Genomic DNA, 25,986 nt, shown 5'->3' with positions numbered 1-25,986 from the left:
GTTATGGGTCCCCGCGTTCGCGGGGACGACGGAAGTAGAGCCAGGATGACGACGTCGAACTCCAAATTCCGCACCGGATCCAAGGAAGCCCCGACCGAACCGTTCAAGCGCGCGGTGACCTCGTGCCTGCGCGCAATCGCGAAGGCGCCGGAACTGGACGTGACGTTCGCGGCCGAGCGCCCCGGTCTCGCGCCGGGCAAGGCGCGGCTGCCCGAGCCCGCCCGCAAGATGACCAAGCGCGATGCGGCGATCGTGCGCGGCCACGCCGACTCGATCGCATTAAAGCTCGCCTGTCACGACCCCAAGGTACACCGCAAGCTGATGCCGGGAAATCCGCAGGCGCGCGGCGTATTCGAGGCGGTGGAGCAGGCGCGCGTCGAGGCCATCGGCTCGCGCCGGATGTCGGGCGTTGCGAAAAACCTCACAGCGATGCTCGACGATCATTTTCATCGCGGCAAATACGACGAGATCACCGACCGCGCCGATGCGCCGCTGTCGGATGCGCTGGCAATGCTGGTGCGCGAACGCCTGACTGGGCTCGCCCCGCCTACCGCTGCGAAGAAGATGGTCGATCTCTGGCGGCCGGTGCTGGAAGGCAAGATCGGCACCCGGCTCGATAAGCTCAGCCGCGTCACCGAGGACCAGGCCAGGTTCGGCGATCTCGTGCACGACCTCTTGTCGGCGCTCGACCTCGGCGATGACCGCGATGCGGATGCCGATGACGACGAAAACGATGACGAGAATCAGGACGGCGAGAACGATCAGTCCGGCGCCGAGGGTTCGCCCGATTCCGATGCCGCGCAGGAAATGAGCGCCGACGAGGCGCAGGCTTCCACCGACGAAATGTCGGAAAGCGCGATGGAGAGCGCGCAGGCCTCCACATCAGATACGTTCGATGACGGCGAGCTCGGCGACGACGAGACGCCAGGCGAGGCGACGCGGCCGAATACGCGCGGTGCCAACGAGCCGCGCGGACCGGAATATCACGCCTTTGCACCGAAATTCGACGAGGTCATCGCCGCCGAAGATCTCTGCGACCATGACGAGCTGGAACGCTTGCGTTCCTACCTCGACAAGCAGCTCGCCCATCTGCAGGGCATCGTCGCACGGCTCGCCAACCGGCTGCAGCGTCGCCTGATGGCGCAACAAAACCGCGCATGGGAATTCGATCTCGAGGAAGGTATCCTCGATCCCGCGCGCCTGTCGCGCGTGGTTACCGATCCCTATCACCCGCTGTCCTTTATGCACGAGAAGGAAGCCACCTTCCGCGATACCGTGGTGACGCTGCTTCTCGATAATTCCGGTTCGATGCGCGGCCGTCCGATCACGGTGGCGGCGACCTGCGCCGATATCCTGGCGCGCACGCTGGAGCGTTGCGGCGTCAAGGTCGAAATTTTGGGCTTCACCACGCGCGCCTGGAAGGGCGGCCAGTCCCGCGAGGCGTGGCTTGCCGCTGGCAAGCCGGCCAGTCCCGGACGCCTCAACGACCTCCGCCACATCATCTACAAATCGGCCGATGCGCCGTGGCGGCGTTCGCGCAAGAATTTGGGGCTGATGATGCGCGAGGGCCTCTTGAAGGAAAACATCGATGGCGAGGCACTGGACTGGGCGCACAAGCGGCTGCTCGGACGGGCCGAACAGCGCAAGATCCTGATGATGATTTCGGACGGCGCGCCGGTCGACGATTCCACGCTGTCGGTCAATCCCGGCAACTACCTCGAGCGGCATTTGCGCCACATCATCGAGGAGATCGAGACCCGTTCGCCGGTCGAGTTGATCGCGATCGGCATCGGTCACGACGTCACGCGCTACTACCGGCGCGCGGTCACCATCGTCGATGCCGAGGAGCTTGGCGGCGCCATCACCGAAAAACTCGCCGAGCTGTTCAGCGAGACCAACGGCGCCGCGCCCGCCATGGGCCACCACCGGCCGCGCCGCCTGCACTCGTGAAAGCATGCCCCCGCTCATAGGCCGCCGCCGCCTTTTGAAATATGCAGCGGCGGCGCTTTCGATGGCGGCCGTGCCCTGCGCGGCATTGGCGCAGACCGCCGTTCAGCGGCCGCCGAAGCAGACCGCTACAGACGAATTCTCGGTCAGTGCGCCGGTTTCGATCGAGGTCAATGCCCGGCCGCTGCCCTCGTTCGACACCCGCGACCGCTCGCGTGTGCGGTTCGGCGAGCTCGAATATCGCAGCGGACTGATTCTTACCTCGCGTTTTCGCGGCTTCGGCGGATTGTCGGGCCTGCGGCTGGATGCCAAGGGCGAGCGTTTCATCGCCATCAGCGACAAGGGGGGCTGGTTCACCGGCCGAATTGTCTACAAGGGCCGCGAGATGACCGGACTCGACGATGTCGAGGCCTCGCCGGTGCTTGGCCACGACGGCAAGCCGATCACCTCGCGCGGCTGGTACGACACCGAGGCGATCGCGCTCGACGGCTCGCTGGTCTATGTCGGTCTCGAGCGCGTCAATCAGATACTGCGCTTCGACTTCGCCAAAGGATTTACCCGCGCGCATGGCGAATTGATTCAGTTGCCGCTGGGTGTGCGCAAGCTGCCCAACAACAAGGGAATCGAGGCGCTTGTCGTGGTGCCGAAGGGCTTGCCGCTGGCGGGAACGCTGATCGCGATCTCCGAACGCGCACTCGACGCGCAGGGCAACATCACAGCCTTCCTGATCGGTAGGACGCTGGGGCTGTTCAGCATCCACCGCAGCGACAATTTTGATATCAGCGACGCGGTGCTGCTGCCGTCCGGTGGGCTGCTGCTGCTCGAACGCAAATTCTCCTGGCTCGGCGGCGTCGGTATCCGCATCCGCCGCATCGCACTTGCTTCTATCGCCCCCGGGGCCCTTATCGACGGCCCCGTGATCTTCGAGGCCGATCTCGGCAGCGAGATCGACAATCTCGAGGGCATCGACGCCCATGTCACGCCGGAGGGCGAGACGGTCCTGACGCTCGTCTCCGACGACAATTTCTCGATGATCCAGCGCAACCTGCTGCTGCAATTCGCGCTGGTGGAATAGGGCCGCTCCTTCTCCCGTATATTCGCCCGGCAGGGTTGAGCCAGGCGCGGTTGAGCGGCGGGCGCGGCCTCGTTACACAATAGGGTGTACTTTCCTCCGGTCCGGATCCCTTCGCCCATGAGCGCTTTGTTTACCCCGATCAAACTGCGCGGCCTGACGCTTCCTAACCGCATCATGGTGGCGCCGATGTGCCAGTATTCGGCCGTGGACGGCGAGGCCAATGACTGGCACTTCACCCACATCAATTCGCTGGCGCTGTCGGGAGCTGGTGCCTTCTGCATCGAGGCGACCGCGGTGGAGCCGACCGGCCGGATCACGCCGGGCTGCCTCGGCCTCTATAACGACGCCACTGAAGCCGCGCTGAGGCCGATCCTGGCGTCGGTGCGCAAACGTTCGAAGACCGCCGTGATGATGCAGCTGGCCCATGCCGGCCGCAAGGCGTCGAGCCACACGCCGTGGGATGGCGGGCAACTGATCCCGGTGGCCGAAGGCGGCTGGCGGCCGGAGGGACCGTCGGCGATCCCGCACAAGGAGGGCGAGCCGCCGCCCGTTGCCTTCGATGCCACAGGCCTTGCGCGCGTGCGCGATGCGTTCGTGGCGGCTACGAAGCGCGCCGAGCGGCTCGGCATCGACGCCATCGAGGTGCACTCGGCGCACGGCTATCTCCTGCACCAGTTCCTGTCGCCGATCGCCAACCGGCGCACCGATCAATATGGCGGCTCGTTGCAGAATCGCATGCGCTTTCCGCTCGAAGTGTTCGACGCGGTGCGCGCGGCGTTTCCGCATGACAAGCCGGTCGGCATTCGCGTTTCCTGCACCGACTGGGTCGAGGGCGGCTGGGATCTGGCGCAGACCATCGAATTCGCGCAGGAGCTGAAGAAGCACGGCGTCGACTGGATCGACGCATCCTCGGGCGGCGTCTCGCCGCTGCAAAAAATTCCGCTCGGCCCCGGGTATCAGGTGCCGTTCGCGCAAGCGATCCGCGAGGCGACCGGTCTCACCACGATCGCCGTCGGCCTGATCACCGAGCCGAAGCAGGCCGAGGAGATCATTGCCTCGGGCAAGGCCGACATGGTCGCGCTCGCCCGCGCCATGCTCTACGACCCGCGCTGGGGCTGGCACGCCGCCGCCGAACTCGGCGGCGAGGTGTTCGCCCCGCCGCAATACTGGCGCTCGCAGCCCTCGACACAGAAGGCGCTGTTCGGCGCCACGACGTTCGGCACGAGGTAGCGCGCGCTCTCCCTTCTCCCCTTGTGGGAGAAGGTGGATCGCTGGCGCGAAGCGGCAGCGAGACGGATGAGCGGTCTCCATCCACGGAGACGGACCCCTCATCCGCCTTCGCTTCGCTACGGCACCTTCTCCCACAAGGGGAGAAGGGAAGCGCGCATCGCTTCGCTGTGCGAACCTCAGCCCAGCCGTTTCGTCATATCTCGGCCATACGTCCGGCGTGCTATGCTTTCGCGTGCGCGCGATAGACGCGTTTTCAATAACGACATACAGCGAGGACACCCCATGGAGATCGGATACTTCACGATGCCGTCCCATCCGCCGGAGTGCGGATTGAAAGAGGGTCACGACTGGGACCTGCAGACGCTGCGCTGGCTCGACGAGCTCGGCTATCAGGAAGCCTGGATCGGCGAGCACCACACCGCGCCCTGGGAACCGCATCCCTCGCCCGATCTCATTCTCGCGCAGGCGTTTCTGCAGACCAAAAATATCCGCCTTGGCCCCGGCGGTTTCCTGTTGCCCTATCACCACCCCGCCGAACTGGCCAACCGCGTCGCGATGCTCGATCATCTCTCCGGCGGACGTCTCAACTTCGGCGTCGCGGCAAGCGGCCTGCCGAGCGACTGGGCGATGTTCAACGTCGACGGCATGTCCGGCCAGAACCGCGACATGACGCGCGAGGCGCTGGAGATCATCCTGAAAATGTGGACCGAGGACGCGCCCTGGACCCATACCGGCAAGTTCTGGACCGTGAGCAAGCCCGACACGATGTTCGACTTCCTCAAGCCCCACATCAAGCCGTTGCAGGCGCCGCATCCGCCGATCGGCGTTGCCGGTCTCTCCAAGGGCTCGGATACGCTCAAGCTCGCCGGCGAGCGCGGCTACATCCCGATGAGCCTCAACCTCAACCCGGCTTACGTCGGCAGCCACTGGGAATCGGTCGAGATCGGTGCTGCGAAAACCGGACGCAAGCCGAAGCGCAGCGACTGGCGCCTGGTGCGCGAGGTGTTCATCGCCGACACCGACGAGGAGGCGTGGCGGCTTTCCGTCGGCGACATGATGGGCCGGATGATGGGCGAATATTTTCTGCCTCTGCTCGGCCATTTCGGCTTCAAGGACTATCTCAAGGCCACGCCCGACATCGCCGACTCCGACGTTACGGTCGAATATTGCGCCCGCAACAACTGGATCGTCGGCTCGCCTGCGACGGTCACCGAGAAGATCGAGCGGATCTATCATGAGGTCGGCGGCTTCGGCACGCTTCTGGTGTTCGGCTTCGACTACAAGCACAAGCCGGAAGCCTGGCACAATTCGCTCCGCCTGTTGAAGCAGGAAGTGATGCCGCGGCTGCAGCATCTCGATGCTGGTCTCACCAAGGCGGCGTGAGTGCTTCCTTCTCCCCTTGTGGGAGAAGGTGCCTTCGCGACAGCGAAGGCGGATGAGGGGTTCTCTCCGCGGAGACAGTCCCCTCTCCGTCTCGCTGCCGCTTCGCGTCCATAGCCGATGCGAGGCATCGGCGTTCTAAGGGACGGCGGCCACAGGCCGCCTACGCCACCTTCTCCCACAAGGGGAGAAGGGAAGTATGCGGCGCGCTCTCCCGTTCACCATGACCCTTTTAGCGCGGCGGCTTCGGCGCCGCGTCGACGGGGCGGACCTGCCAGAACCGCAGCAGGCGGCGCGCGTTTTCGACCGTCAGCTTGGCGTATTGCTCTCTCGCTTTCGCCAGTTCATGCCGGCCCATCGAGCCGGAGGCGAAGCGGCTTTCGAGCACGGCGGCGACGGTGTCCCAGCTCAATCCGGCGACCCGGCAGGGGATCAGCACGCCGTCATCGCGCAGGCTCTGCATCACCGGGCGGATCACCTCGACGCTCGTTCCGGACAGTTCGGCGAGCGCCGCAACCGTCTCGGCGTATTTCCGCTCTCTCGCAAATGCCAATAGCGCCGGCTCGTTCAGCTTGCCGTGCTTGGCGAGCGCTGCAACGAAGCGGCGCGCCATGGTGAAATCGCGCGCGCGCGACATTTCGCGGCCGGCGCCGCCGGCCGCGGCGGCGATCGCGTTGCGGATTTCCTCGAACAGATGCGGCGGTGCGCGCGACAGCAGCCGCGTGCGCACGGCTTCAGTCGCGCTCTGCAGCAATTGCCGGCGCTGCTCGGCCGGCAGGTCGATGCGGATGCCGGTCTCGACCGCCAAATCAGGATCGCTCTCCGCCTGCTTCAGCACGATCGCGTAGCCCGCCGCCGACATCCGCGCGCCTGGATTGGTGACGAGGCGCCGGCTGACGGAAGGATAATGCCGCTTGAGCAGCGCATCGGTGACGATCTCGGTCAGCCACCAGCGTCCGGAGATCGCCAGCAGATGCTGCTCGCCCTTGATCTCGGCCAACTCCACCAGATCGTCCGCCGTCAGCCGCGCCGATTCGGCCAGCACCGGACGCGCGATCGTAATCTCGTCATTGTGCGCGAGCCGTCGGATCACGGCCGCCGGCGCCTGCTTGACGGAAGCGAGCTGCGTGCTCAATTCGGCGAGCGCAATGCGCGCGGAGACATCGGCCAGCGCGCGCAGCTCGATGGTGCGGATCAGCCGTTCCAGCACGTCGCCGAACAGCTCGATCTGCTCGCCGGAATAGCCGTCGGCGGACAGCAGAAACAGGTCGCTGACCTGCTTCAGCGCATCCAGATGTTTTTCCGCCGAGCCGGCCTCGATGGCCGCCTCGACCTCCTCGGTGATCGATCGTTCCAACATCGCTCGTCCTGAGCGTTTCAAGCCGGTTCTGGCAGCAGATAGGTGAGGATAGGGAGCAGAGTTGAACGATTCGTAAACCATTTGGGTTCCGCGGCGGCGGGAATGCGGCGGCAGGGTGGGGCGGGCTTTCTTCTCCCTCTCCCGCTTGCGGGGGAGGGCCGGGGTGGGGGTGCCTCCGCATAACGAGCGCGCCGTGTGGCTACCCCTCTCCCCAACCCTCCCCCGCAAGGGGGGAGGGAGCTCACCGCCCGTGCGGCGATGGCATGCGCGCTTCACGCTTCGGCCCATCGATTCGATCATTGATGCTCGTCCACGACAGGTGCGCCCCCTCTCCCGCTTGCGGGGGAGGGCAGGGGTGGGGGTGCCTCCGCATAACGCGTTGAGTTTTGCAGCAGGGAGAAGCTTCCGCTCTTCTCGTCCTACGATTCCCATTCAGCGTGGATCTCTTTCCCTTCGACGAGTCATTATGTGGAGGCACCCCCACCCCGACCCTCTCAGAGCGAGCTCTGCTCGTCTCGACCCGCAAGCGGGAGAGGGGGAAGACACACCGCCGCGTTCTCGCGGCTTGTTTCGCCCGAGCGTTGCATTTCGTTCACGCCCATCAATCGAGAGGGCGCAGGGAATGCCAGGTGCTTGCTGCACCCGCGGTCTCGTGTGCAAATAGCGCTAGGAGTTGCGCACACGAGCATACAGGTACAGCCGGGGCACGCCGGCATTCCCTGCGCAGTGGTTTTACGGCTTATGCCGTGCTCTCCCTGGAGACGAATTCCTTTTGCCTCCATCGCTTCGCGAATTTGCTGGCGTCGCCGGCCCGGTTGGGCGGCGGTCGCCTCCGCAAAGCTTGACGCCAGCCACGGGCGCCAGGACCACACGGTTTTGCCGTACGCGAATGCGCCGCTCGTCCTGCGCTGATTAATTGCTCACGGCCTTTCGGCCGCCCTGCAACGCCTCGCGCGCGCGATCGCTTCCGCGTCCACCGCTCCCCGCACTCCACGTATCGTGACGACGCGTACGCCCCTCTTCGATGAGGCGGGATGCGAGGAGTTGTAGGATTGATTTGGGTCTGGCGCGAAGCGGAATATTTTTCCGCCAAGGGCTGGACAGGTTTTCGCGCGACGAAGTGATTTGCCCGTCGGGCAGTCACACACGGGATCACAGATGTCAGGCCTCACCAATGACGATTGAAGACTGTTCGCTCGCAATGGCGGGTGGAGAGAGCGAGCGTTATTCCGCCACGACCTCTTCCGCGCTCGCATGCGCCGGCGGCACGGGCATCGGGAATTTCTCGTACTGCTTCGGCAGGTTCACCGGCCGATAGCTCGGCAGCGCGTCCATGCGCATCAGCGCGGATTCGTGGATCACGGCGCCGTCGGGGATCAGCCGCGGCTCGGCGTCGGGGATGTAGTAGCCGAAATGCGTCTGCCGCGCCGGCCATTCCCTGTACTTCGCGCGCTTCGGCAGATATTCGAGCAGCCACCACGCGCCGCGCAGCGACTCGTGCAGCTCGCCGCGCACGTCAGGCGCGACATAGGAGAACGGGCTGCCCTTGCGCTGGATGCCCCAGGCGAGCTGGTTGACGGTGGCCTGGTTGACGCGAACCCCGCATTTTGTCGCCTCGTCGATCATCCAGAGCAGCGGATATTTTGAAATCCCGCTTTCCTTTTCCGGATAGCCGCCGCCGATATCGGCATGCACGCCGGCGAACCACACCTGCAAAATATCCTGCGGCTCGGCGTTGATGTCGTTGAAGCGGTTGTGCCGGAAGGTCTGCGGGTCGTCCCACTTCTTGAGGCGGAACATGGCGCGCCGCTCGTCGATCGAGATCGCCTGCCGGAACGTCCGCACGCTCGGGTTCGCAGTGGTGAACGCGAGCTCCTCGAGACTCGGCCAATAGAACCGATCGGCCCGCGGCACGATCACGCTCGCGACCGTATCCCAGACGCCGACGAAGCGGATCGTCGGCCAGCGCGCCGAGGTGATGCGCGCGAATTGCGCGGCGTTGTCGAACGCGGTCTGCGGCAGCGGCCCTTGCGCGTCGCCGGCATCGCTGAGCAGCTTCGCCTCGGCCCGCAGCTTCGGCGCTTCATCCGAGGAGAACTGCTTGTACGCGATCAGGCCGCTGCCTGCGAGATTGACCTGCTCGGGCGAGATCAATCCAATCTTGTGCACCAGCCCCGCCAGCACCCGCACGGTATAGGCGCCGCGGGAAAAGCCGAACAGGTAGATCTGGTCGCCTTCGCGATAATGGTGGACCAGGAAGCAATAGGCCGCGAGCACGTTGTCATCGAGCCCATAGCCGGTGAGGAGGCCGAGGATGGCGTTGAAATCCTGCTTCAGCCTGTGCCAGGCGTCCGGCCGCTCCAGCGTGCCGACGCCGGGATCATAAAACACCATCTGCCGCGGCTCGGTCTTCTCCGTCTTGCGCAGGCAGCGATACAGCTTGAGCACATTGGAGATGTTCTCGGAAATCTCGTTGCCGGTGCCGTCGCAGCAGATGATGATGTTACGCATGGGGGACTCGCGGGGCAGGGGCTACCTGGGCGAGAATATCGTGGAGCGCGAATTGAGGCTATTGCTTTAATCGGTGTCCCCAAACGGGAGTTTGATGGCATCATCTCGATGCCCTGACCTCTTCAAAACTGCTCCGATCTAGGCGCCTTTTCGTTTACTAGTGGCTTTCGAAGACCTGCCAGCGAGAATTGTTCGAGCTGTCGTGCCAAAACGCTCTTCAAACATCGCGAGCAATTGCTTGGCCTCGGTCCCTTCTACCTCAAAGAACTCTTCGTTGTATGTATCTTTTGCCCATACACTATATAGAGTCGCAAACAGGATCGTCGTCGAAAGTGCTAGGAAAGTGAGTTCGATAATGAATTCCATAGCTAGCTGTCGGCCGTCTTCCGTTCGTAGATCGAAGCCTGGAATGTCCGACAATTCGTGCACGAACTTGTTCCTCATATCGAGGAACTTATAAAGTCTGTCCCTTACGTCAGGCTCAAGTCTAACGCGCCTTCGAAGCCTTCGGAGAAAATTCCCCAAAGTCTGTTTTCGTTCGAGTTCAGTTTGTTCGAGAAGCCTTATGTCAGGATTATCGAGGACCGTGTCGATAGATTTTTGCAGCAACCTTTCGGCCTGTTGAATACATAGCAGGCAGAGGCCGATATATGTATAAACTCGAATCTCCGCTTCGGTATCGCTTGACATCGCCGCCTCCTGCTATGTGCACTGGGCGTGTCCGGAGACGTCAGAGGTCGAATTTTTCGAAAGTGTGCCCCTTAACAGCAGCTTTGCTACGACAGCGGAGGTTTGGTTTTCGTAACCCCTTTCTGCCATAAGTTCGAGGCGTGGCCTTAGCCAAGTTTCGTCCCACAATTCCCAAACTTTTCGATTGAAGTGCATTCTTATGCTTGCCGACCCTTCTCATTGATCTTTCCACACGCCAGACACAGCTTAATTTCGGGCGACGGGCGGCAGAGACCTGCGGCAGTAAACTGCTGAGCAAGCCGACCAAATACGGTCTCGCGGAGAACATCATCATTGAATAGCTTATAACGAGTGGCGTTCTTCGATTCTGGATCAAACCCCTGAGCTTGCACGCCCAGCGAATCCAGGTAGCTCTTACACTCAACAACGCGCAATACGTTGTCGCGACCACTATATGCAACGATATCTAACTCCCAACGCGGGGATGAGGGACGGCCAATCGTCTTTTTCTCATTCTTGGTCAGTTCTATTTTCACCGAGGTGCGCACCCAGTATCCTTCTATCCAAAGAATTTCAGCGACGACCTGCTCAAATGCATCCATCCGTCTTCTCCCTTTAAGCATCGGAGCCGAACATGCGCATCAGGCTCTTTGGCGAGCGCCCGATGCCTAGCTTGGCCGGTCGAAACCGATGGTTGCGTTGATATAGGGCCCGCAGCAACGCGACGGGCTTCGATGTCGTTCTACCTTCGCTTGGTGCCGCTGCCCAGCAGAGTTTCAGCTTAGCGGTTGTATCATATAGCCTGGGAATATCCGTTGATTGCAGTCTAGGTCCTGTAGAATGCGTTCAAGGTTTGACAGGTCTTCGCTGGTTGAGAATATCACTTGACGATTACTCTGCTTCGCGGCCGACGCTCGCTTGAGCAGGCGCTCAAAACTCACCTTCGCGGATGACTGTTGCCTTGGTTCATCAAATACCAAGAGTCCCGGATGATTAGTTGATTCAATTATCCCTAGTTCGAGCAGGCCAAGTTGATACGCCCACTTAAGCCGAATGGCGTCACTCGCCGAAGTCTCAAACCCAATTTCAAATCCTTCCTTTTGTGGCCGATAGGTATCATCGGAAATGGTGACTTCGTCCGGATCAAAAGTACTGAAACCAAACTGCTTAGCTTGGTCACAAACAATCGAGGTCAATTTTTTAAGTTTGCGCCGATCATGTACGCTCATTTTGTCGGCTGGCAGCGAAGCTTGTTCCGCTAAAAGCTTTGCATAACTCTCGGAGAGGGTTCTCAGTTGGGCGATTAAGTCGTCGACGGCAGCTTGGAGTTCTTCCAATTCTCGAACGCGAATCTCTAATCGGACTCGCTCCTCGACTACAGCGGCAGAAGGAGAACTGTTAGGCGATACTAAGTCGGTTCGTAAGGTCCGAATTTGCGCGTATAGATCTATCAGCTCTCGATCGGCGACGGCGACAGTCTGAGTCAGCTCGGCTAATGCTTCTTCCTCTCGGACAAGAACGTCACGGAACATCGCTAGCTGTGATCGAAGATACTCGATATTGTCTTCGATCGGCATTACAGCGGTCAGTATCTCTTGGGTTAGTAGCGTGTCCATCAATGCTTGCTCACAGGTCGGGCATCGATCTGGTGTAAGATCAACGGTGGAGCCTGAGAATCGCTGAAGCTTTTGTACGTCTTGATTCTTCTGAAGGTCTTCTTCGAGCGATTTTATGCGCCGTTTTAAGGAGGCAATATCTGCATCCTTGATTTGCTTTGAACTGTAGCTACGCAAGCGCTCGGCGTTGAGAAGTTCTGTGCGATGCGTTAGTTGCTCTAACTTCAGACGGAGCTGTTCGGCTGCTGTTCCAACTTCGGGGAGGGGACCTTCCAAAAGAATTCCTACCCGCGCCCGAAAGTTAGTGAGCAGGTTGCCCAGGGGCACCCAATCGTTGCTCTCAGCGATGAACAAACGGGCTTGGTCCAAGTCGAGTGTTATCGCAGTGGGCTTCGACGATATTCCTTCGATTCTACCTCCACTGCGGCGAACAACTCTTTCTATCTCATCAAGACGGAGGCGCCATTCACGGGCGTTTGCCGCTAAGTCATCCATTACCTGTTGGCGGCGGAGTTCTAGCCGGGGGACGTCGAGGTCCATTATGAATTCTACAGCTCGCTTATGCACCTCCCGAATGCGCAAATACGTTGGTATGGCCGCTGGGATAGACGACCAACCAACTTTCTGTTCTACCCAAAACAGAGGGAAGATCGTCTCTAGGTAAAGTTTGCCATCGGGCGCGTCATACCGTTTGACAGTCGGCAGCTCCCAACCAAGAAATTGTTCCAAGAAGTAATGGAAGCCATCCTCGCGAGTAGCTGCGCCAGGGTCGCTGACGAAAAAGCTCTTGCGAGATACTTGTGCACTGCCAGTCGTTAATGTCGGCCCGAACTCGACATTGATCAGGCGGTTGTCAATCTTAGATCTGACAGGACGGTGGACGGTAACAATTTGACCTTCGTCGTTCTCGATCTCAAGTGACACGGCGGATTCAAGAACAGCGTGCCTTTCCTTATTGTCTGTTTCAATGAAGCTTGTCATTGCATGCGGAAGCGGTATCTCCCGTCGAGGGCTAAGCATACGCTCCATGCCAAGCGCGTAGAGCATTCCCTGCATGCAGGTTGACTTGCCCCTTGTGTTATCAGCCCAAATGACCGTCAAACCTGACCCGAAGGTGATATCGGTTCCGTACGGCCCTGCGGATGTCTGGGCACGTAGTCGCAAATGTCTAAGACGGAGTGTCATACCAATTCCTCCATTCGCCAAATCCTGCTCAGGAGGTTCTCGGTAAGCTTTGGTGCGACGTCGTGAAGGAATGTGCGCTCTTCGGAAAGAGCGTCAACAGTTTTGATTGTAGAAGCAGCTCTTATGCCCCTGTCTGTTAACGAGACAGACTTGCCCTTGTCGACAGAGACAAACTAAGTGCGTGAGCATAAGATACGGCCCTGTTAAGCCAAGGCTCGACTCGTACAGATACATCGGCGGCGCGAAGCTTTCCCTGCAGTAGCGCACGTACATCCTCGCGTCCCTCAGCTATTCTTACGGCGTGAGCCAAGAACTGAAGTTTTTGAAAGCTTCCCTTTTTTCCGCGACTGTAAAGCAAGCTCAGCAACAAGATTGATACTCCCCAAGCCATCCTCAAGTCTCCCGCGACTGGTTCCGGCCGCGCCTTGAATGAGAACGGGGTATCCAGCAGACTTCTAAATGAGTTGTCAGGCGTCATCAGATTAAAAATCCAGGGGGCATCTCATGATCCAATCGGAAACCGATCCGAGGGCGATTTGTTCGACGAGATCATCTGCCAGCTTGGGAGCGGCTGCCTTGATCGCTGCATTCAGATGATCGATTTCAGTATTTAATATCAAATTCGGAGTTGGCCCACCTTGCGAACCGGCGAGACTCAACCGACGGACGCGAGTCGAGACGGCGCCGATGACTTTCTCGTGTAAATCAGGAGCGTTTGAACGTAAGGCATCAAGGGCAGAATTCCCTTGGAGCAAGCAATTCATCGCCTCTGCGACAGCTTCTTCAAGCCCCTTTGGACCTGTGCGCTTCACGAGCTTGCGCCTTGCGTTTTCTAGAAGGTCAGTTGAACCAGCTTGCCACTTACTCAATTCTGCCGGAGTTGGAGCGGAAATTTCCAACGCGACTTGGGTGAGGGCGGTCATGCCCGCGGCAATGGCACTCGGTGCGAAAGACTTCTGATCGTCGATCCCAACGTCAAATTCGTTGTCTAAATGGGCGCAGCTCAACATCCGTATTTGTAGGGTTTTATCTGCGCAGTGAAGATTTACTTCTTTGCTATCGTGCAATGGCACGAGCAGGCGCCAATGCTTTACCCCCTTTCCCAAGAAAAGTTTTTTGATTTCGTTTTCGTTCTTAACGAACTTTCCGGTGTCTATCGTGATCTTCCTTTTTTGCCGCTCAGCTCGAGTAGAGATGTCGATAGGCTCGACAACGGCGTAGCACTGGTAAGCGACAGCCTCCGATGTGCAGTAATAATCTATTCCAAAATCGCCTTTATGAGCGGCAGGAATTTTGTGAACGTTCAGGACACCATGCCTATTCTGCAACAGGCTGAGCGCGAATGCTTCCCACTCATCCGGATTCCAAACCTGAATCGCACTGACCACGCGATCTTCCCCCCCGACCCGATGTGAAAGCTTCGTATAAATCACTAGAAGGACTCAACCGAGCCGAGCGTCTAATGGCGGAAACCCGCACAGCAACAAAAACGACCGGGTCTTCCGACCCGGCCGTTTCAAACTCCGATCCGCCGATTTAAGCTTCGCTCAGCTCGCCTTCTTCACGAACGCGGGCTTGCCGACCTTCTTCTCGATCGCGCGCTTCAGATCGAGCGCGCGGGGGGAGAGCACGTCGGCCTTGGCCTTCAACAAATACTTATCGAGGCCGCCATTGTGGTCGACGCTCTTCAGCGCATTGGTCGAGACGCGCAGGCGCACGTTGCGGGCGAGCGCGTCCGAGATGAAGGTGACGTTGACTAGGTTCGGCAGGAAGCGCCGCTTGGTCTTGATGTTCGAGTGGCTCACCTTGTGGCCCACTTGGGGGCCCTTGGCCGTCAGTTCGCAGCGCCGGGACATTTCGAAAAATCCTCTTCCATCCCCGCCATAGCCGAGCCGCTTCTCGCAGGCGCCCGCGGGGGTCCAAAATCGCGTCCATTTCCAGGAACCGCGGACGTATAGGGGGAGACGGCCACGCGGTCAAGGTTCTTCGGAGCTTGGAAGCCCCGTGCCGGGGTTCCAAGCCTCTGATATTGTTGACGCGTTTTCTTCACGCGAACCGGAAATCCACTTCGCTTGAAAACGCTATGTCGCGCCCCGCGAAATCGGCCCGTTTCTAAGGGGTTCCAGCCACTTAAGCCATCATATAAAGGGCGCAATCCGCGCCGACATCATGGCTTTCGCTTAAGAAAGACTTTGGCTTCCCGCGAGCCGCGGGCGGCGATGAAAGGTCCCTAGGAAGCGTGGTTTCGCGACCCGCGTTGTTTGCCGGATATTTTTGCCTAAATGAACATCAGCTCGCGCCGATCCCGGGATTTTCCATTCGTGACTGCCAGATGCGCCGTTTCGCGCCAAACCCTCTCCATAAGGCTCGGCCTCGCCATCGGCCTGTGCGCCGCCGCCTGGGGCTTACTCGCGCCGCAGGCCGCTTCCGCGCAGGGGCGGCTGGATGCGCATTATGAGGCGACGCTGGCGGGCATCCCCGTCGGCAAGGGAAGCTGGACCATCGAAATCGGCGACGACGTGTTCTCGGCCTCCGCGCAAGGCGGCACCGCCGGCCTGTTGAAGGCGTTTTCCGGCGGCGCCGGCTCCGGCGCCAGCCAGGGCCGCGTCATCAACGGTGCGCTGGTGGCGAACGCCTATACCGCGACCACCACCACGCAGAAGAAATCCGAGACCATCCGCCTCGTGCTGGCCAATGGCAATGTGAAGGATTTTTCGATCGACCCGGTGCCGCCGGTCGATCCTGATAGAATCGTCGTCACCGACGCGCACCGCAAAAGCGTGCTCGATCCCATGACCGGCTCGATGCTGCGCGTGCCTGGTAATGGCGAGGTGCTGGCGCCGGATTCCTGCCGCACCGGCGCGGGGATCTTTGATGGCCGCCTGCGCTACGATCTCAAGCTTGACTACAAGCGCATGGAAACGGTGAAGGCCGAAAAGGGCTATCACGGGCCGGCGCTGGTCTGCGCGATCTATTTTAACCCGGTCGCGGGCTACATCCCCGATCGCCCCGTGATCAAATATCTCGCCGCCGAGCGAAAGATGGAGATCACCTTCGTGCCGATCGCCGGCACGCGCGTCCTGGTTCCGTTCCGCATGACGATCCCGACGCCGTTTGGCCTGGCGATGCTGGAAGCGACGTCGTTCGTGACGACAGCGATGCCGCCACGGGTGGCGAAGACGAATTGAGGCTTTGAAGTCACCTCGCCCCGCTCTTCGCGGGGAGAGGTCGGATTGCGCAGCAATCCGGGTGAGGGGCTGTCTCCACAGCGGGACTCGCGGAGACAGCCCCTCACCCCGACCCTCTCCCCGCGAAGAGCGGGGCGAGGGAGCGGAGAGAGCCGGCCGAACGTTGCGATGATGATGATTAAGTGAGGGACGAAGACTCTATCGCTCCCTCCCCCCTTGCGGGGGAGGGCTGGGGAGAGGGGTAAGCCACACAACGAGCTCTGCCCGTGAAACCCCTCTCCCTAACCCTCCCCCGCAAGGGGGGAGGGAACATAGCTTCGTTTGTGGGTGGCACCGGTGCCAGTGAAGCGACATGAGTAGCAGCATGAATCATGTTGACTCTTCCCCGCTTCTGATTCGACTCCGTCGCCTCGTTCTTTTTAAGAAATTAGTCCCGAAACCGTCGCTTGTGGACCCGCTGTAAACTTGATCTAGTGCCGCCGGGTGCGCTTCAGCGCGAGATGTTGCGGTGAACGTATCGGGTCCCGGGAGGAGTCAGCGATTCGGACGCGATTCGTTCCAGACTCGTTCCAGAGCTTAAGCCGCGACCGCATCACCGTCGCAAAGTGAAACAGAATCGGCGCAGCTGGTGCCAAACGAAAGAGAAACTCCGCGTTTTCCGTCATTGCGAGGAGCGAAGCGACGAAGCAATCCATACCTCCACACGTGGCGCTATGGATTGATTCGCGGAGTTCATCATCGGGCGGCGCTTTTGCGCCGACCCGTTGGCTCGCAATGACGGGGTGAGCGCTCGCACTTAAATAAGAAACACCTGCACAGAATGGCTTTCTCTCCTTCTACGTTCACAACCGAACGCGCGCGCGGCGCGGGCGTTACTGCCGTGCTCGGGCCGACCAACACCGGCAAGACGCATCTGGCGATCGAGCGCATGCTGGGGCATTCGTCGGGCGTGATCGGCCTGCCGCTGCGGCTCCTGGCGCGCGAGGTCTACAACAAGATCGCGGCTCGGGCGGGGAGCGAAGCCGTCGCGCTCGTCACCGGTGAAGAGAAGATCAAGCCGAAGAATCCGCGCTACTGGGTTTCCACCGTCGAAGCGATGCCGCGCGACCTCGACGTGAGTTTTCTGGCCGTCGACGAAATCCAGATCGCGGCCGATCTCGAGCGCGGGCATGTCTTCACCGACCGCATCCTGCATCGCCGCGGTCGCGACGAGACGCTGCTCTTGGGCGCGGCCACCATGCGGCCGATCATCGAGCGGCTGCTGCCGGGCGCCTCCATCGTCACGCGCCCCAGGCTCTCGCAGCTTGAATTCGCCGGCGACCGCAAGATCACGCGCCAGCCGCGCCGCACCGCGATCGTCGCGTTCTCGGCCGATGAGGTCTACGCGATCGCCGAGCTGATCCGTCGCCAGCATGGCGGCGCGGCGGTCGTGCTCGGCTCGCTCAGCCCACGCACGAGGAACGCGCAAGTCGCGATGTTCCAGAACGGCGACGTCGATTATCTCGTCGCCACCGATGCTGTGGGCATGGGGCTGAACCTCGACGTCGATCACGTCGCGTTCGCCTCCGACCGCAAGTATGACGGCTATCAGTTCCGCAGGCTCAATCCGGCCGAATTCGCGCAGATCGCGGGCCGCGCCGGGCGCGCGACGCGCAACGGCACCTTCGGCACCACGGGCCGCTGTGCACCGTTCGAGCCGGAACTGGTGAACGCGCTGCAGAACCACACGTTCGATACTGTCAAAATGCTGCAATGGCGGAATTCGAAGCTTGATTTCTCCTCGCTCGGCGCGCTGCAGGTGTCGCTGGCGCTGCCGCCGGGCCACGACGCGCTGACCCGCGCGCCGATTGCCGAAGATTTGCGCGTGCTCGATCATGCGGCGCGCGATGGCGAGGTGAGGGAGATGGCCCACGGCGCATCAGCCGTGGAACGGCTGTGGGACGCCTGCCAGATCCCGGATTACCGCAAGATCGCGCCCGCTGCCCACGCCGAGCTCGTGACCACGCTTTATGCGTTCCTGATGCAGAAGGGTCGGATACCCGACGCATGGTTCGCCGCCCAGGTCGACCAGGCCGACCACGTTACCGGCGATATCGACACGCTGTCGGGCCGGATTGCGCAAATCCGCACCTGGACCTTCGTCGCCAACCGGCCGGACTGGCTGTCCGACCCCGACCACTGGCAGGGGATCACCCGTGAGGTGGAAAATAAATTATCCGATGCGCTGCATGAACGCCTTACGGAGCGTTTCGTTGACCGACGGACCAGTGTATTGATGCGCCGCCTGCGGGAGAACTCAGTTTTGAATACGGAAATTGGCAAGACCGGCGAAGTGATTGTGGAAGGCCACGCGATCGGCCGGCTCGATGGATTTACCTTCGCGCCCGATGCGGCGGAGGCCGGCTCGGATGCGAAAGCGCTGCAGGCCGCCGCCCAGCAGGTACTGGCGAGCGAGATCGACGCGCGTGCCGGCAAGCTTAGCGCCGCGCCCGACGACCAGTTCGTGCTGACCTCCGACGGCACCATCCGCTGGACTGGCGATGCGGTGGCAAAGCTCGTCGCCGCCGACGACGCGCTGCATCCGCGCATCCGCATCATTGCCGACGAGCGGCTGTCCGGCGCGTCGCGCGAGGCCGTGCAGGCGCGGCTCGATCTGTGGCTGAAGACGCATATCGAAAAGCTGTTGGGGCCGCTGTTCGGCCTGTCCAAGGCCGAGGACATCACCGGCATTGCGCGCGGCATCGCGTTCCAGCTCGTCGAAGCGCTCGGCGTGCTCGAGCGGAGCAAGATCGCCAGCGAGATGAAGGATCTCGACCAGGCTTCGCGCGCGACGCTGCGCAAGTACGGCGTGCGGTTCGGCGCCTATCACATCTATTTCCCGGCGCTGTTAAAGCCTGCGGCGCGCGCGCTGGCCTCGCTGCTGTGGGCCGAGAAGCAGGACAACGTCGATATGTCGGCGCTGTCGGGCGCACAGCATCTGGCGAGCTCGGGGCGCACCTCGTTCCCGGTCGACAAGGCGCTGCCGCGCGATGCCTATCGCGTGCTCGGCTACCGCCAGTGCGGCGAGCGCGCCGTGCGCGTCGATATTCTGGAGCGGCTCGCCGATCTCATTCGCCCCGCCTTGGCGTGGCGCGAGACGTCGCCCGGCGAGAAGCCGGCCGGCGCGTTCGACGGCCGCGGCTTTGTGGTGACGCAGGCGATGACTTCGCTGACGGGATCCGCCGGCGAAGATTTTGCCTCGATCCTGCGCGCGCTCGGCTACCGCATGGATCGCCGCCCGCCGCTGCCACCGAAGCCTGCGCCTGAGGTTGTTGTCGAGACGGTCTCCGCCGAAACACCGCCGGTCGAGGCTGCTGCCGAAACCACGACGGAAACGCCAGCGGAGGAAGTCGCGGCCGAAGTGCCGGTGTCGAGCGAACCGGTATCGTCGGCGTCGCTGCTGCCCGAGGTCTCGCTGGCGCCTGCTGCCAGTGAGGAGCCGACTGCTGCGGCTGAAGCTGCGCCCGCCGAGACCACGCCGGCGGAAGCCGCGATTCTCGACGCGCCTCCGGAGCAGGAACCGGGAGAAGCGGTCAGCGCCGCGGAAGCTGCGGCCGAGCCCGCAACCGCGAGCGAAGCGCCCAGTGAATCCGAAGCGCCTGCTGAAGCCGCTCAAGCCAGCGCTGAAACTGAAGCCAAGCCTGAAACTGAAGCCAAGCCGGAGGAGAAATCCGAAACGCCGGCGGAGCCGCAACTCGTCGAAGTCTGGCGGCCCGGCGGCCGTTCCGACGAACGCCGCCCACACCACGACCGCAACCGTCAGCGCCATCACCGCGCGGGCGAAGGCGCGCAAGCTGCAAGCGGCGAAGGTGGTGAGGGCGCGCCGCGCGAGCAGCGTCATCGCCGCGGCCGACGCCATGGCGAGTTCAGAAAGCCGCGCGAGGGCGCACCGGCCGATGCTACGGCAGCGCCGGCCGCGGAAGGCGCGCCTGCGGCAGAAGCGCGTCCGGATCGTCCGCCGCGCGAGCGTTTCGAGGGCAAGGGCCGCGACCGCGAGGAGCGCCGCGACAAGTTCGATCGCAACAAGGGCGAGCGCAAGGGTGGTCGCGACAAGGGCGAGCGCGGCGGCCGTGATTTCGGCGGCCGCGACAAGGGCGGCCGCGACAAGCGCGAGAGCGGTCCCTCGCACCGTCAATGGGCGACCAGCGCGAACCCACGCGAGCGCGACCGGCCGGTCGATCCAAATTCACCGTTCGCAAAGCTGGCGGCGCTGAAAGAGCAACTCGCCGGCAACCGCAAGGAATAGTCGAGCAAATATTTGGAGCGGCAGCGTCTCGATAAGTGGCTGTGGCATGCGCGGGTGGTGAAGGCCCGCACCTCGGCTGCCGCCCTGGTCGAGGCCGGTCACGTCCGCATCAACGGCGTGCGTGAAATGGCGCCGGGACATTCGGTGAAGGTTGGCGACGTCTTGACGATCGGGCTCGATCGCACCGTGCGCATCCTGAAAGTGGTGGGATTTTCCGAGCGGCGCGGCGACGCTGCGGCGGCGCGCGTGCTCTATGTCGATTTGCAGATCGGCAAACAATAACTATCTGCGCAGAGCACGCAGGGACGCCTGAAAAACGGCCGCTACAGGCCCGCTGCTTCCCTTGCGGCAGCGCACTGCATGCGCTACGCAAACCCCGGAAAACTGGTCCGTTTCGGAGCGTTGGATGACTTACGTCGTCACTGAAGCCTGCATCAAGTGCAAATATACCGACTGCGTTGAGGTCTGCCCCGTCGACTGCTTCTACGAGGGCGAGAACATGCTGGTCATCCATCCCGACGAATGCATCGACTGTGGCGTCTGCGAACCCGAGTGTCCCGCCGACGCCATCAAGCCCGACACCGAGCCGGGCCTCGAGAAGTGGCTCGAGGTCAATACCGAGTACGCCAAGAGTTGGCCCAACATCACCCAGAAGAAGGAAGCGCCGCCGGACGCGAAAGAATTCGAAGGTGTCGAGGGCAAGTTCGAGAAATATTTTTCCAAGGAACCCGGTAGCGGCGATTAAGCCTGTGGATAAGTTGAGGGCTCGTTGAGCCTGATTTCGGCCCCAATCTGAACCGAACGCGCCTGTCGGATTTAACCCTGTTAGCGTACTTATGACGGAAACCGCCCCGTAAGGGCCCGGAACCCGGCGTAAATCATTGATTTTCGCGGAAAATGTGCTATATTGGGCACATTACAAGCCGATCCCGGCCATGCGTAACCTTGGCCCCGGTGGGTTTCCGTAAAACATCGAACAGGGGCGTGGCAGTTCCGCGCGCAGGCTGTGTCACAGAAAACGCGTAAAAAGAGTGCTTCCAAGACGACGAAAAAAGCCGCTCCGGCCAGCCGCAGCGCAACCAAAGGCCGTGCCAAGGCGCCCATGAAGGACGCCAAGAAGGTTTCGGCCACAAAGTCCTCAAAGAACAAAAGAAGCGCAATGCCAGAAAAGACTGCCAAGACCGCCGCGAAAGCGACGGGTTCGAAGAATTCTGCCCCGAAAGTTGCTGCCAAGCATCCCGTCAAGACTCCCGTGAAGGCTGCGCCGGCGAAAGCTGCCGCGCCGAAGGCCCCTGCCAAGCCGGTCGCCGCCGCGCCGCGCGTCGAGGAGCCGAAGAAGGTCGTGACCCAGCGTCAGGGCTTCAAGGCCAATGAATTCGTGGTCTATCCGGCTCACGGCGTCGGCCAGATCCTGGCCATCGAGGAGCAGGAGATTGCGGGCGCCAAGCTCGAGCTGTTCGTGATCAATTTCATGAAGGACAAGATGACGCTCCGCGTGCCGACCGCCAAGGTCGCCAATGTCGGCATGCGCAAGCTGTCCGAGCCGGCGCTGGTCAAGAAGGCCCTCGAAACCCTGAAAGGTCGTGCGCGCGTCAAACGCACGATGTGGTCGCGCCGGGCGCAGGAATACGAAGCGAAGATCAATTCGGGCGACATCGTTGCGATCGCCGAGGTGGTCCGCGACCTCTACCGTTCGGAATCGCAGCCCGAACAGTCCTACAGCGAACGCCAGCTCTATGAAGCAGCGCTCGATCGGCTGTCGCGCGAAATCGCGGTCGTGCAGCATTCGACGGAGACCGAAGCGGTCAAGGAAATCGAAAGCCAGCTCGCCAAGAGCCCGCGCCGCGGCGCCAAGGCCGAAGCCACCGAAGCGGACACCGAGGCCGACGAGGCCGATGTCGACGCCGACGGCGACGACGCTGCCGTGGCGGATGAAGCAGCCTGAAAGAATCCGAGGATTGAAACGAAAAGCCCGGTCGAGAGACCGGGCTTTTTGTTTTGCGAACGCTCGCAACGCGTTGTCGTTTCCCTTCTCCCCTTGTGGGAGAAGGTGGCGCGAAGCGCCGGATGAGGGGTTCTCTCCGCGGAGACAGACCCCCTCATCCGTCTCGCTGCCGCTTCGCGCCCGCCTACGCCACCGTCTCCCACAAGGGGAGAAGGGACGTCCGCGGCTGACGAGAGAAGCTCAGCGGCAGGATTGGATAGCATTTGCAGCCACTTACGCGGAAAGTGGCCCAATTTTCGACTTTTTGTGACCAGAATCGGGGAAGAACCTCCCACCCGCATCCAGATCTACCGCAAGGGGGATTCGATGAAAGGGCAGGTTCAGTCAGTCTTTCTCGCCGTTGTCGTAGCCGTGCTGCTTCCGGTCAGCGCGCCGGCCGCACAGGTCAGGGACTGCAGTGCGGCGGTGCCGTCAAATCAGCAGGGGCATTGGTCGTGGCGCCTGATCGACGGGCGCAAATGCTGGTACGCCGGCAAGACCGTGATTTCAAAATCATTGCTGAAATGGCCTGCCACGGCACCAGCGCAAGTGTCCGACGCGGCACCGATCGCCGTCGCCGCGGAGAAACGTAGCGAGCCGATGGATGCGCAGGCGCGGATGCTGGATGACGATGATAGCTTCGAGTCGCGCTGGCGCGCGCGTGCAATTCCGGAGTAGAGCTAGACCGCGAACTTCTCGGTGAAGCGCAGCTCTCTCCGCGTCATTGTTGTCGGGGCTGCGGCTAACTCAGGCGCTTCGCGCCTCAATCCACCACGATCTTCACGCGATCGCGCGGCTTGACCTGGGCGTGCTGATCGAGGCCGTTGAGGATGCGGAAGCGCTCGGCGGGGCGGTCGACGCCGGTCATGCGGTGGGAGAGCGATTCCACGGTGTCGCCGGGCTGCACGGTGATGACCTTGATGCGCAAGGGGCGCGCGGCCTGGATTTCTTCCAGCGTCAGGCGGCGGAACGAGTTGACGGTCTCGCGCGCATTGCGCTCGCTTTCGGTATTGCGCTGCTTGGCGGCGAAGATGAAGCGGTAGACGTCGCTGCCGTAGCGCAGCGCATAGACCTTGAACTGCCACTGATCGCCATTCGCAGAGGCCGAAGCCACCGGAAAACCGTTGATCATGAGGTCTTCGGTCGAGCCCTTGTCGACGCCTTCCATCCAGCCTGAATTGAGGTATTCGGACAGCGACTGTTCGGCCGGCACGCGCACCACGTCGAAGCGCATCGCCTGCGTGCCGCCCTCGCGCACGCCGATCACGGCCTGCGCGGTGTTATCCAGCGTGAACGTCTCGGGCGCTTGGAAGGTAAAGCCGAGTTTCGGGTGCAGGAAGCGGCGCCCGCGCACGAAGCCTTCGCTGGGATCTTCGCCGTAGACGATGTTGTCGATCGCGGCGAGATAGGTCTCGCGGTCGCGCTCGCCGCTCTGCGGCGAGGTATATTGCCGGGCGCTGGCCTGCGCGTTCTGCACGCGCTCGGGCGTTGCCGGATGCGAGGACAGAAAGTCCTGCGCGCGGGGGTCGAGCGAGGTTTTGCCGGCCTTCAGCGCCGCATTGCGCTCCATCGCGGCGAGGAAGCGCGCCGCGCCATAGGGATCGAAGCGGGCGCGGGCCGCAATGCCGACGCCGATACCGTCGGCCTCGAATTCTTGCTGCCGCGAGAAGCTCGCCATCGTCAGCTTGGTTTTCGCCAGCGCCAGCGCGGTCAGATCCGGATCGTTGCTCATGTCGGTGACGACGCGCGTCACTACCGCCGCCTGCCGCGCCTGGTCCTCCCGGATCGAGGCGTGTTTTGCTATGACATGTGCCATCTCGTGGCTCAGCACGGAGGACAGTTCCGAGGTGTCGCTGGCGAGCGCCACCAGCCCGCGCGTCACATAGAGCTGGCCGGTCGGCAGCGCAAAAGCGTTGACTGCGCCGGAATTGAGGATGGTCACCCGGTAGGCCTGGTCCGGACGGTCGGACGCCGCCACCAGCCGGTCGACAGTCTTGCCGATCAGGGTTGCGAGTTTCGGATCGTCATAGGCGCCGCCATAGGAAGCCAGAATGCGCTCGTGCTCGCGCTCGCTCGCCGGCGTCTGTGCGACGGTGCGGCTCGGCTTCGGCGCGGGCACCGTCGGGGCGGCCGTCTCGATCTTGCCGAGGTTTCCACAGGAAGACAGCGTGAGCGCAGCGCACAACAGCGCCGGCGCAGCCAGAAGGCGGCGGCCCGTGCTTCCTTCGCGCCGTTGTGCACGATGCGTCAAATCAGCCACTAAGATCACGATCCGACCGGGATCGGTGATCTCACCCCTCATTTTGCGCATGATCCAAACGAAAACCGGTGCCAAGTCTTCGGATCAAGCACTATTTCCCGCCCAACACCTCAATCTGCCCCACCCGGAACACTTCAATCCGTGGTCCTCCCCGCGACGAGACGACGCCGCGGACACGAATCCGTCGATTTTCGAGCGACTTAGGTCCAAGGCCGGCGCTTTCGAGCGCCGGTATGATGCGCCTTGAAATAGTCGCAGCAAAGTCCCGTGTCCAGTTCCGCCCGAAATTCAGGTAGGTGATTGCCCCTGCCTGCCGAACCGACAGTACTCTGCCCTCGACCACCGTAAAGTGCCCAATCGCGGCCAGAATATCGCCCGGACTTTCCGCGTTTTTTATGGCCGTCGAATTTGCCCAGATGCCCAATTTGGCATCTCTCGCCGCGCCTTCGGCGGCGGATAGCGCTGCAGCGCAATTTTTGTCGGATATAGCGCTCGAAACCAGCGCTTCGCCGCGGCGCAGCAGCTCGCTTTGCACGGATTGTTCCGAGCCGGTCACGAACACAAAGGCCGACTGCCGGCCGTAGCGATCCGGCGTGTCATCCTCGCCATGCAGGGTCACGTCGCGGCCGGTGATGATGGCGGACAATGCGGTTCTGCCGCTGGCCGTGTCGGTTCCCGCGCGCTCGATGCCGGCGAGGCGCACTTCGCGGCCGTCCTCGAGGCGAAAGCCGCGCGTGTCGACCACGGCAGCCACGCGCCCTTCGCCCTGTCGCTCGAGCACCCAGTCGGCGGCAGCGGCCTGTGCGGCGACGGACGCCAGCGCGAGAAACAATGCGGCGCACGCCGGGAGCGCAGCGCTGTAACGCAATGCCGGGCCGGTCATAACGGTTCTCTCTGTCCCGCTCGTACCTGTATGCTCGATCAATGATAGCAATACTACCTGAGATTGCCACGCGGGGAGACGCAATGGAAGTCAACGGCATCGCGCATGTGGGGCGTTGGTCCCGGCTCTGCGGAGCAGCGTTACACGCTGCGCCGCGTCCGGGACACGAACATTCCGATGCCGCTCCTCTTGGTGCGTAGTGCAGTAGGATGGATAGGCCATAGGATGGGTGGAGCGAAGCGATACCCATCATGTCGCCGTACAAAGATTGATGGGTTTCGCTGCGCTCTACCCATCCTACAAGATCATTCCGCTTAGCGGAAATCGCGCTTGCACTCCGTCTTCCTCTCCGCCTTGCCGCTCATGACTCCATGCGGCATGATCGCGCCGAA

The 25,986-nt window shown here is 61.9% G+C and carries 19 protein-coding genes; 10 read left to right on the top strand and 9 right to left on the bottom strand.

Annotated elements, in window-relative coordinates:
- Positions 1-45 precede the first annotated feature (45 nt).
- From cobT to RX328_RS42250, 4 genes are all read left to right on the top strand, one after another.
- Positions 46-1,950 carry a cobaltochelatase subunit CobT gene (cobT, locus tag RX328_RS42265; RefSeq protein WP_213251294.1) on the top strand — a complete coding sequence of 635 codons (1,905 nt, stop codon included), beginning with the start codon at positions 46-48 and terminating at the stop codon, positions 1,948-1,950.
- Positions 1,951-1,954: 4 nt separating this feature from the next.
- The gene (locus RX328_RS42260; RefSeq protein ID WP_213251293.1) at positions 1,955-3,022 is read left to right on the top strand and encodes an esterase-like activity of phytase family protein; all 1,068 of its coding nucleotides are present in this window, start codon (positions 1,955-1,957) and stop codon (positions 3,020-3,022) included.
- Positions 3,023-3,139: 117 nt separating this feature from the next.
- Positions 3,140-4,252, top strand: coding sequence for an NADH:flavin oxidoreductase/NADH oxidase (locus tag RX328_RS42255; protein WP_213251292.1), 1,113 nt, complete (start codon positions 3,140-3,142; stop codon positions 4,250-4,252).
- Between the two features lie 282 nt (positions 4,253-4,534).
- Positions 4,535-5,635, top strand: coding sequence for an LLM class flavin-dependent oxidoreductase (locus RX328_RS42250; RefSeq protein ID WP_213251291.1), 1,101 nt, complete (start codon positions 4,535-4,537; stop codon positions 5,633-5,635).
- Positions 5,636-5,864: 229 nt separating this feature from the next.
- Here the strand turns inward: RX328_RS42250 and RX328_RS42245 are convergent, their stop codons facing one another.
- From RX328_RS42245 to rpmB, 7 genes are all read right to left on the bottom strand, one after another.
- Entirely contained in the window at positions 5,865-6,992 is a 1,128-nt protein-coding gene (locus RX328_RS42245; RefSeq protein WP_213251290.1) for a DUF2336 domain-containing protein, read from the bottom strand.
- 1,224 nt (positions 6,993-8,216) lie between these two features.
- Positions 8,217-9,503: a T6SS phospholipase effector Tle1-like catalytic domain-containing protein gene (locus RX328_RS42240; protein ID WP_213251289.1), complete on the bottom strand. Its 1,287-nt coding sequence runs from the start codon at positions 9,501-9,503 to the stop codon at positions 8,217-8,219.
- 138 nt (positions 9,504-9,641) lie between these two features.
- On the bottom strand, positions 9,642-10,193 hold the full coding sequence (locus RX328_RS42235; protein ID WP_213251288.1) for a hypothetical protein: 552 nt from the start codon (positions 10,191-10,193) through the stop codon (positions 9,642-9,644).
- 197 nt (positions 10,194-10,390) lie between these two features.
- On the bottom strand, positions 10,391-10,795 hold the full coding sequence (locus tag RX328_RS42230) for a hypothetical protein (RefSeq protein ID WP_213251287.1): 405 nt from the start codon (positions 10,793-10,795) through the stop codon (positions 10,391-10,393).
- A gap of 174 nt (positions 10,796-10,969) precedes the next feature.
- Positions 10,970-12,865 (bottom strand): hypothetical protein, encoded by a 1,896-nt coding sequence (locus RX328_RS42225; protein WP_409410775.1) that lies wholly within the window; start codon positions 12,863-12,865, stop codon positions 10,970-10,972.
- 611 nt (positions 12,866-13,476) lie between these two features.
- On the bottom strand, positions 13,477-14,382 hold the full coding sequence (locus RX328_RS42220) for a hypothetical protein (RefSeq protein WP_213251285.1): 906 nt from the start codon (positions 14,380-14,382) through the stop codon (positions 13,477-13,479).
- Positions 14,383-14,541: 159 nt separating this feature from the next.
- Complete coding sequence (gene rpmB, locus RX328_RS42215) at positions 14,542-14,850, bottom strand: 50S ribosomal protein L28 (RefSeq protein WP_213251284.1); 309 nt, start codon at positions 14,848-14,850, stop codon at positions 14,542-14,544.
- A gap of 426 nt (positions 14,851-15,276) precedes the next feature.
- On the opposite strand from rpmB, the gene RX328_RS42210 reads away from it, so the two are divergent.
- The 6 genes from RX328_RS42210 to RX328_RS42185 all read left to right on the top strand — a co-directional run bounded on the left by RX328_RS42210 (position 15,277) and on the right by RX328_RS42185 (position 23,129).
- On the top strand, positions 15,277-16,182 hold the full coding sequence (locus RX328_RS42210) for a DUF3108 domain-containing protein (protein ID WP_213251283.1): 906 nt from the start codon (positions 15,277-15,279) through the stop codon (positions 16,180-16,182).
- 820 nt (positions 16,183-17,002) lie between these two features.
- Positions 17,003-20,467, top strand: a complete 3,465-nt coding sequence (locus RX328_RS42205) for a helicase-related protein (protein WP_213251282.1) — start codon at positions 17,003-17,005, stop codon at positions 20,465-20,467.
- Between the two features lie 12 nt (positions 20,468-20,479).
- Positions 20,480-20,749 (top strand): RNA-binding S4 domain-containing protein, encoded by a 270-nt coding sequence (locus tag RX328_RS42200; protein WP_213251281.1) that lies wholly within the window; start codon positions 20,480-20,482, stop codon positions 20,747-20,749.
- A 124-nt stretch (positions 20,750-20,873) separates the two neighbouring features.
- Positions 20,874-21,212: a ferredoxin FdxA gene (gene fdxA / locus RX328_RS42195; RefSeq protein ID WP_057857493.1), complete on the top strand. Its 339-nt coding sequence runs from the start codon at positions 20,874-20,876 to the stop codon at positions 21,210-21,212.
- A 414-nt stretch (positions 21,213-21,626) separates the two neighbouring features.
- A complete protein-coding gene (locus RX328_RS42190) occupies positions 21,627-22,412 on the top strand; it encodes a CarD family transcriptional regulator (protein ID WP_249726312.1) in 786 nt (261 codons plus the stop codon).
- 366 nt (positions 22,413-22,778) lie between these two features.
- Complete coding sequence (locus RX328_RS42185; RefSeq protein ID WP_249726311.1) at positions 22,779-23,129, top strand: hypothetical protein; 351 nt, start codon at positions 22,779-22,781, stop codon at positions 23,127-23,129.
- An 85-nt stretch (positions 23,130-23,214) separates the two neighbouring features.
- Here RX328_RS42185 and RX328_RS42180 read toward each other — a convergent pair whose 3' ends face one another.
- Positions 23,215-24,753 (bottom strand): M48 family metalloprotease, encoded by a 1,539-nt coding sequence (locus RX328_RS42180; RefSeq protein WP_213251279.1) that lies wholly within the window; start codon positions 24,751-24,753, stop codon positions 23,215-23,217.
- A 49-nt stretch (positions 24,754-24,802) separates the two neighbouring features.
- Entirely contained in the window at positions 24,803-25,594 is a 792-nt protein-coding gene (locus RX328_RS42175; RefSeq protein ID WP_213251327.1) for a thermonuclease family protein, read from the bottom strand.
- Positions 25,595-25,986: the final 392 nt, after the last annotated feature.

The organism is Bradyrhizobium sp. sBnM-33 (genome assembly GCF_032917945.1).
Classification (GTDB): domain Bacteria; phylum Pseudomonadota; class Alphaproteobacteria; order Rhizobiales; family Xanthobacteraceae; genus Bradyrhizobium.
This window is presented reverse-complemented; position numbering and strand designations above follow the sequence as displayed.

Excerpts from the sequence above, each read along its gene's own strand:
- cobT (WP_213251294.1), top strand. The coding sequence starts at position 46 with ATGACGACGTCGAACTCCAAATTCCGCACCGGATCCAAGGAAGCCCCG.
- RX328_RS42260 (WP_213251293.1), top strand. The coding sequence starts at position 1,955 with ATGCCCCCGCTCATAGGCCGCCGCCGCCTTTTGAAATATGCAGCGGCG.
- RX328_RS42255 (WP_213251292.1), top strand. The coding sequence starts at position 3,140 with ATGAGCGCTTTGTTTACCCCGATCAAACTGCGCGGCCTGACGCTTCCT.
- RX328_RS42250 (WP_213251291.1), top strand. The coding sequence starts at position 4,535 with ATGGAGATCGGATACTTCACGATGCCGTCCCATCCGCCGGAGTGCGGA.
- RX328_RS42245 (WP_213251290.1), bottom strand. The coding sequence starts at position 6,992 with ATGTTGGAACGATCGATCACCGAGGAGGTCGAGGCGGCCATCGAGGCC.
- RX328_RS42240 (WP_213251289.1), bottom strand. The coding sequence starts at position 9,503 with ATGCGTAACATCATCATCTGCTGCGACGGCACCGGCAACGAGATTTCC.
- RX328_RS42235 (WP_213251288.1), bottom strand. The coding sequence starts at position 10,193 with ATGTCAAGCGATACCGAAGCGGAGATTCGAGTTTATACATATATCGGC.
- RX328_RS42230 (WP_213251287.1), bottom strand. The coding sequence starts at position 10,795 with ATGGATGCATTTGAGCAGGTCGTCGCTGAAATTCTTTGGATAGAAGGA.
- RX328_RS42225 (WP_409410775.1), bottom strand. The coding sequence starts at position 12,865 with ATGCAGGGAATGCTCTACGCGCTTGGCATGGAGCGTATGCTTAGCCCT.
- rpmB (WP_213251284.1), bottom strand. The coding sequence starts at position 14,850 with ATGTCCCGGCGCTGCGAACTGACGGCCAAGGGCCCCCAAGTGGGCCAC.
- RX328_RS42210 (WP_213251283.1), top strand. The coding sequence starts at position 15,277 with ATGAACATCAGCTCGCGCCGATCCCGGGATTTTCCATTCGTGACTGCC.
- RX328_RS42205 (WP_213251282.1), top strand. The coding sequence starts at position 17,003 with ATGGCTTTCTCTCCTTCTACGTTCACAACCGAACGCGCGCGCGGCGCG.
- fdxA (WP_057857493.1), top strand. The coding sequence starts at position 20,874 with ATGACTTACGTCGTCACTGAAGCCTGCATCAAGTGCAAATATACCGAC.
- RX328_RS42190 (WP_249726312.1), top strand. The coding sequence starts at position 21,627 with ATGCCAGAAAAGACTGCCAAGACCGCCGCGAAAGCGACGGGTTCGAAG.
- RX328_RS42185 (WP_249726311.1), top strand. The coding sequence starts at position 22,779 with ATGAAAGGGCAGGTTCAGTCAGTCTTTCTCGCCGTTGTCGTAGCCGTG.
- RX328_RS42180 (WP_213251279.1), bottom strand. The coding sequence starts at position 24,753 with ATGAGGGGTGAGATCACCGATCCCGGTCGGATCGTGATCTTAGTGGCT.
- RX328_RS42175 (WP_213251327.1), bottom strand. The coding sequence starts at position 25,594 with ATGACCGGCCCGGCATTGCGTTACAGCGCTGCGCTCCCGGCGTGCGCC.